We start from the raw sequence: 6,889 nt of genomic DNA on the forward strand, positions 1-6,889 counted from the left end.
GGGCGTCACGCGCCGAGGAGGAGGTCGGCGGCCTTCTCGCCGACCATGATCGCGGGCGCATTGGTGTTGCCGCGGGGGACGACGGGCATGATCGAGGCGTCGGCGACGCGCAGGCCGTGGACGCCGCGCACGCGCAGGGCGGGGTCGACGACGGAGTCGTCGGTGACGCCCATCGCGCAGGTGCCGACCTGGTGGTGATAGGTGCCCGCGAGCCGCCGGACGAGCGCGCGCACCGCGTCGCGATCGGCGGGCTCCGACGCGGGAACGTACTCGGTGGGCCGGAACGGCGCGAAGGCGTCCTGCGCGCCGATCTCGCGGCACAGGATCACGGCGTCGACCAGGGCCTCGACGTCGTAGTCGTCGGCGAGGATGTTGGGATCCACGAGCGGCGCGGCCGCCGGATCGGCGGAGGCGAGCCGCAGCGTGCCGCGCGAGCGCGGGGCCACCAGGCCGGGGGCGATCGTGTACCCGTCGGCGGGGGCGTCGCCGCCGTCGGTCGGGTACGGCAGATGAAGGAACAACGGCTGCAGATCGGGCGCCGCGTCGTCCGTCTGCTGGGAGTGTGCGAAGAGCTGGGCCTCGAGCAGGTTGTTCCGGCCCGGCGGGAGCGCGCCCGCGGTCGCGTACAGGTTGCCGACCAGGAGGTGGTCGTGCAGGTTCTTGCCCACGCCGGGCAGATCGACGAGGGTCTCGACACCGGCGGCCTCGAGGTCGGCGCGGTCGCCGATGCCCGAGAGCTGCAGGATCTTCGGCGAGCCGATGGCCCCGGCGGACAGCACGATCTCGGCGGTCGCCCGGGCGATGCGGAGCTCGCCGTCCACGAGGTACTCGACCGCGGTGGCTCGCCCGGCGTCGAGCACGATCCGGGTGACGAGCGCTCCGGTGGTGACCGTGAGCAGCGGCGAATCGAGCACGGGCGCCACGAAGGCCTGCCACGCGCTGTGCCGGCGGCCGTCCTTGATCGTCGCATGATTGAAGCCGACGCCCTCCATGAGGTCGCCGTTGAAGTCCTCGGTGGGCTTGTGCCCCAAGGCGATCGCGGCGTCGACGAAGGCCTGCGCGGCGGGGTGACGATCGCGGAGCACCGAGACGTGGAGGGGGCCGCCAGCGCCGTGCCACGCGGAGGCGCCGTCCTCGTGGTCCTCGCTGCGCTTGAACAGCTCAAGGACGGTCTCCCATCCCCAGCCCTCGTTGCCCGCCGCCTCCCAGGCGTCGTAGTCGTCGCGGTGGCCGCGGATGTAGATCATGCCGTTGAGCGAGCTCGAACCGCCGAGCACCTTGCCGCGCGGCCAGAACAGCGACCGCCCGGCGGCGTGCCGCTGCGCGGAGGTCATCACCGCCCAGTCGTTCGGCCCCTGGAGCAGTGCCGGCCATCCCTGCGGGCTGTGGATGTTCGGATCGGCATCGACCGCCCCCGCCTCGATGACGTGCACGGTGTGCCCACCGTCGACGAGCCGTCGGGCGAGGGCGCTGCCCGCGGATCCGGCTCCGATGATGACGTAATCGCTGTCCCGTGGGCTCATTCCCGCTCCTTGCCGTCCGTCCGGCGCGTTCCGCCGCTCGAGTTCGAGCCTGGCCGCCGCACCCCGCGCAGGGCATTGGCGTGACCCGCACGCCGGTGTGCGCCAGGCGCGAGAACGTGATGCGCGTCACGTCCGGGACTCGATCTGTGGTGACATGGAGGGGGCACGAAGGAGACAGCCGATGAGTTCAGGCGCGGTCGAGGTCTTCGACGCCGCCACCCTGGCGGCGCCGGACCGGTTCGACGCATGGCAGGAGGCGGTGAACACCGCGTTCGTGCCGCTGCGCGCCGCGCCGCGTTCCGACGGTGCATCCCCGCCCGCCCTCGTCGCGCCGGGCCGTTCGGGCCACGACGGTGCCGTGCCCACCTTCCGCGGGCTGGTGCGCAGCCAGGACCTCGGCGCGGCAGCGGCCACCGAGGTCGCGGGCGGCCCGGTCACCGTGTGGCGCGATCGCGGCACCATCGCCGATGCCGACCCCGGCGTGTACAAGCTGGGCGTGCAGCTGCACGGCTACAGCGTGCTCGTCCAGGACGGTCGCGAGGCGGCGCTGACGCCCGGCGACCTGGCGATCTACGACACCACCCGGCCGTACTCGCTCGACTTCGCCGACGCCTTCAGCATGTTCGTGCTGCTGATCCCGCGGGACCGCCTCGGTGTGACCCCGCGTCAGGTCGCCGAGCTGACGGCGCAGCGGATCTCGGGCCGGCACGGCCTCGGCGCGCTCGCCTCGTCGCTGCTCACCGGCCTCGGGCGACAGTTGCGGACGGGCGGGGTGGACCCCGACCCGCGCGCGGTGCACGCCGTCCTCGAACTGGTGGACGCGACGCTCCTGCGCCGCCTCGAGCCCGCGGAGGCGGTGCCGACGGCCGACGTGGTCTTCGCGGGCGCGACGGCGTACATCGACGCGCGGCTGGGCCTTCCCGGGCTCAGCGTGGAGGCCGTGGCCGCCGCGCAGCACGTCTCGGTGCGCTACCTGCAGCAGCTGTTCGCGGAGCGGGGGTCGACGCCGAGCGCGTGGATCCGCCGCCGCCGGATCGACGCGGTGAGCACCGCGCTGGCCGATCCCGCGCAAGCGGTGCGACCGGTCGCCGCGATCGGCGCGCAGTGGGGCTTCCCGGATCCGTCGGGTTTCGCTCGGGCCTTCAAGGCGGCGACGGGGACGAGTCCGGGCGAGTACCGCGCCCGACACGTCGGCCCCGCCGTCGGCTGATCGTTCAGGCGCCGGAGGGAATGGTCCTGCTGTCGCCGCGGAACTCCGCGATCACCTCGTCGCCGCGGCGCACCGTCACGTCGTAGAGGCCGTTGCGGCCGAACCGCTCGCGCTCGACCGCGGTGGCGGTGAGCACGTCGCCGAGCCGGGTGGCGCGGAGGAACCGGACGTCCGCCCGCGCGGCGACAGCGGCCTCGCCCCGCGAATTGCAGGCCAGCGCGAAGGTGGTGTCGGCGAGCAGGAAGACGTAGCCGCCGTGGGTGATCCCGTGACCGTTGACCATCGTCTCCCCCACCGTCACCGTCGTGGTCGCGGTGCCGGGGCGCAGGTCGACGATCTCGATGCCGAGCGCCCGGGAGGCGTTGTCGGCAGCGAACATCGACCGCGCCGGCTCGCACTCCTCGACGCGCGCCGCCGCGGTCATCACTCCGCGCCCCCGTCCCGGGTCTTGGCGACGAGCGTCAGCACGTCGTAGGTGGCGACCGGCGCGCCGTCCTGGTTCGTGACCACGGCGTCCCAGCGGACCTCGCCGTAGTCGGCGCCGCTGCGCGGGGTGATCTGCTTGGCGGTCAGGGTCACCGTGAGGGCGTCGTCCGCGCGGACCGGGGTGAGGAAGCGGAGCGAGTCGACGCCGAAGTTCGCCAGGACGGGGCCCGGCGCGGGATCGACGAACAGGCCCGCGGCCAGGGAGACCACGAGGTAGCCGTGCGCGACGATGCCGCCGAACAGCGGGTTCGCCGCCGCTGCCTCCGGATCGGTGTGGGCGTAGAAGGTGTCGCCGGTGAACTCCGCGAAGTGCCCGATGTCCGCGAGGGTGACGGTGCGCGGTCCGCCCACGATGGTGTCGCCGATCCTCAGCTCGGCCAGGGACTTCCGGAACGGGTGCTCGTCGCCCTCCGCGCGCGGCGCGCCGGTGACCCACTGGCCGGTTGTCGCGGCCAGCACCTCCGGCGTGCCCTGGATCGCGGTGCGCTGCATGTGGTGCAGCACCCCGCGGATGCCGCCGAGTTCCTCGCCGCCGCCGGCGCGACCGGGCCCGCCGTGCACCAGCACGGGCAGCGGCGAGCCGTGACCGGTCGATTCCCGAGCGTCCTCGGCGTTGAGGACCAGAAGCCGGCCGTGGTACGGCGCGACCCCGAGGAGGACCTCGCGGGCGAGCTGCGGGTCGGCGGTCACGAGGGAGGCGACGAGGCTGCCGCCGCCCCGGGCGATCAGCTCGACGGCGTGGGCCGTGTCGCGGTAGCCGATCACGGTCGCGACGGGACCGAAGGCCTCGATCTCGTGGACCTCGGGCGCCTCGGGATCGGTGCTGCGCAACAGCATCGGCGGCAGGTAAGCGCCGGTCGCGGGATCCCCGCCGACCACCTCGACATGGTCCGGATCGCCGACCACCAGGTCCGCCGCTCCGCGAAGCTTGTCCACGGCCGCGAGCACGTCGGTGCGCTGCGCCAGGGAGACGACGGGGCCCATGGTGACGCCCTCGGCGCCCGGCGCACCGACGACCACCCGGTCGAGCCGGGCCCGCGCGGCGTCGATGACCGCGTCGACCATCGACTCGGGTACGAGCGCGCGACGGATCGCGGTGCACTTCTGCCCGGCCTTGACGGTCATCTCGGTGGTGAGCTGCTTGATGTAGAGCTCGAATTCGGGGGCGTCCGGCGTGACGTCGGCGCCCAGGACGGAGGCGTTGAGCGAGTCGGCCTCCGCGGTGAAGTGCACGCTGTTCGCCACGAGAACGGGGTGCGCGCGCAGCTTCGCCGCGGTGTGCGCGGACCCGGTGAAGGCGACGGAGTCCTGCCCGCCGAGGGCGTCGAGGAGCGGCGCCGGGTCGCCGCACAGCAGCTGGACGGACCCCTCGGGGAGCAGGCCCGATTCGATGATCCGGCGGAAGACCAGCTCGGTGAGGTAGGCGGTCTGGGTGGCGGGCTTGACGATGGTCGGCACGCCGGCGATGAAGGCGGGCGCGAGTTTCTCCAGGAAGCCCCAGACGGGGAAGTTGTAGGCGTTGATCTGCACGGCGACGCCGCGGCGCGAGGTGTGGACGTGACGCGCGACGAACGTGCCCTTCTTCCCGAGCTGCTCGACGGGCCCGTCGAGGTGGATCACGTCGTTGGAGAGCTCGCGCTTGGCCTTGCTCGCGTAACTGAGCAGGGTGCCGAAGCCGCCGTCGACATCGACGGCCGAATCGCGCTCAGTGGCACCGGTTCGGGCGGACTCGGCGTAGAACTCCGCCTTGCCCGCCATGAGCGTCAGGCCGACCGCCTTCAACGCCGCGGCACGCTCGTGGAAGGTCAGCGCGGCGAGCGCGGGGCCGCCGGTCTCGCGGGCGTAGCGGGCCATCGCGGCGGCGTCCAGCCCGGTCGACGAGACCCGGGCGACCTCGACCCCGTCGACGGGGCTGACCACCGCCCGCCCCTCGTCCGTCGCCCGGTGCCACCGGCCGCACGCGTAGCTCTCCAGCATCCTGCTGTCCATGAAGCATGCTCCTTATTACCGTACATTCGGTCGGTAATAAGGGTGGCCCGAACCGCCCGCGCATGTCAAGGGCGCGGCCGATCCCCGATCAGGTCCGGCGCAACCCGTCGAAGGCGATCGCCACGAGCGCGTCCGTCACCTCGTCCACCGGATGATCGGACCGCGGGCGGTACCACTCGACCAACGAGTTGACCATGCCGAACAGCAGCCTGCTCGTGACGGCCGGATCGGCGTCCGCGCGCACGTCGCCCTCCTCGACGGCGCCCGCGACCAGGTCCGCGATCACGGCGTCGAACTCGCGGCGCCGCGCCAGCGCCCGGCGCTCGACGTCCGAGTTGCCGCGCACCCGCAGGAGCAGGGTCACGTACGGCAGCTCCGCCACCAGCACCTCGACGCTCCGGCGCAGCACGTACTCGAGTCGGTCCACCGACCGGCCCGTCGTCGCGCCGGCCTCCGTGGTCACGGCGAAGAGTCCGCTCAACGCGCGGTTCAGCGCGAGGTCGAGGAGTTCCTCCTTGCCCGCGACGTGGTGGTAGATCGAGGACTTCGTCAGCCCGAGGTTCTTCGCCAAGACGTCCATGCTCGTGGCGTCGTAGCCGCGCTCGTTGAACACGCGCACGGCGACCGCGAGGAGCGAGTCGAGGTCGTAGCCGGGACGACCGGGAGAACCGGTGCGCCGGCGGACGGGGGTGGCAGCCATCCCTGGATTCTCCCATCCGCACCCGGGGCTCGATCAAGATCTTGTTACCGACCGAATGATCGGTTATTATTTCGGAGCACCGACCGAAGAGGGAACGCCATGACCGACCCCACGACGGTGGCCGTCCCCGGCCTCCGCACCGTCTCCGTCGCCCGCACGGAAGACCGGTACGTGATCACGCTCGACCGTCCCGCGGCGCGCAACGCCATCGACGCGGCGATGATCGCGGAACTGCACACCGTCTGCGGCGTGATCGAGTCCGATCCCGCCCCGGTCGTGCTGGCCGGCGCCGGCGAGCACTTCGCCGGCGGCGCCGACATCGGGGAACTCCGCGAGCGCGGCCGCGACCAGGCGCTCGCCGGGATCAACCGGACGTTGTTCGACCGCTTCGCCGCACTCCCCCTGCCCACCGTCGCGGCGGTGAGCGGCTACGCGCTCGGCGGCGGCGCGGAGCTCAGCTACGCCTGCGACATCCGGATCGCCACCGAGACCGCCGTCTTCGGGAACCCGGAGCCCGGGCTCGGGATCCTGGCCGCGGCGGGCGCCACGTACCGGCTGCCCGCGTTGGTCGGCCACTCGGTCGCCAAGCAGATCCTGCTCGCGGGCCGCACGCTCGACGCCGCGGCCGCACTGGGCTGCGGCCTCGTCATGGAGGTCGTCCCCGCCGGCGAGCACGTCGCCGCCGCGCACCGCGTCGTGGACCGCATCACGGCCTCCTCCCCGCTGGCCCTGCGCCTGACCAAGGCGATCGTCGACGGCACCGGGCGCACCGAGGACATCGCCCAGGCGGTCCTGTTCGAGACCGCCGACAAACACGACCGCATGACCGCCTTCCTGGAGAAGAGGAACCGCCGATGAGCACAGCACCGTCGACCGTGGGCGTCGTCGGAGGGGGCCGGATGGGCGCGGGCATAGCGCAGGTCTTCGCCACCCTCGGCGCCGCCGTCGTGATCGCCGAGAGCGGCGACCGCTCCGCCGCGG

General features: G+C 72.9%; 7 protein-coding genes. 3 read left to right on the plus strand and 4 right to left on the minus strand.

Annotation, left to right across the window (positions count from 1 at the left end):
- Nucleotides 1-5: 5 nt before the first annotated feature.
- Nucleotides 6-1,523 carry a GMC family oxidoreductase gene (locus ACNAYW_RS20950; protein WP_415851569.1) on the minus strand — a complete coding sequence of 506 codons (1,518 nt, stop codon included), beginning with the start codon at nt 1,521-1,523 and terminating at the stop codon, nt 6-8.
- A 181-nt stretch (nt 1,524-1,704) separates the two neighbouring features.
- Between ACNAYW_RS20950 and ACNAYW_RS20955 the strand changes: the two genes are divergently transcribed.
- Entirely contained in the window at nt 1,705-2,733 is a 1,029-nt protein-coding gene (locus tag ACNAYW_RS20955; RefSeq protein WP_415851570.1) for an AraC-like ligand-binding domain-containing protein, read from the plus strand.
- Nucleotides 2,734-2,737: 4 nt separating this feature from the next.
- Here ACNAYW_RS20955 and paaI read toward each other — a convergent pair whose 3' ends face one another.
- The 3 genes from paaI to ACNAYW_RS20970 all read right to left on the minus strand — a co-directional run bounded on the left by paaI (nt 2,738) and on the right by ACNAYW_RS20970 (nt 5,908).
- The gene (gene paaI / locus ACNAYW_RS20960; protein WP_415851571.1) at nt 2,738-3,157 is read right to left on the minus strand and encodes a hydroxyphenylacetyl-CoA thioesterase PaaI; all 420 of its coding nucleotides are present in this window, start codon (nt 3,155-3,157) and stop codon (nt 2,738-2,740) included.
- Nucleotides 3,157-5,208: a phenylacetic acid degradation bifunctional protein PaaZ gene (gene paaZ / locus ACNAYW_RS20965; protein WP_415851572.1), complete on the minus strand. Its 2,052-nt coding sequence runs from the start codon at nt 5,206-5,208 to the stop codon at nt 3,157-3,159. Before paaZ ends, paaI begins: the two co-directional genes overlap by 1 nt.
- Nucleotides 5,209-5,296: 88 nt before the next feature.
- Entirely contained in the window at nt 5,297-5,908 is a 612-nt protein-coding gene (locus ACNAYW_RS20970; RefSeq protein ID WP_415851573.1) for a TetR/AcrR family transcriptional regulator, read from the minus strand.
- 99 nt (nt 5,909-6,007) lie between these two features.
- Between ACNAYW_RS20970 and ACNAYW_RS20975 the strand changes: the two genes are divergently transcribed.
- Nucleotides 6,008-6,766 carry an enoyl-CoA hydratase/isomerase family protein gene (locus tag ACNAYW_RS20975; protein ID WP_415851574.1) on the plus strand — a complete coding sequence of 253 codons (759 nt, stop codon included), beginning with the start codon at nt 6,008-6,010 and terminating at the stop codon, nt 6,764-6,766.
- The coding region (locus ACNAYW_RS20980) for a 3-hydroxyacyl-CoA dehydrogenase NAD-binding domain-containing protein (RefSeq protein WP_415851602.1) at nt 6,763-6,889 on the plus strand (127 nt) is incomplete at its 3' end. The genes ACNAYW_RS20975 and ACNAYW_RS20980, both read left to right, overlap by 4 nt.

Source organism: Tsukamurella ocularis (assembly GCF_965138335.1).
Classification (GTDB): Bacteria; Actinomycetota; Actinomycetes; order Mycobacteriales; family Mycobacteriaceae; genus Tsukamurella; species Tsukamurella ocularis_A.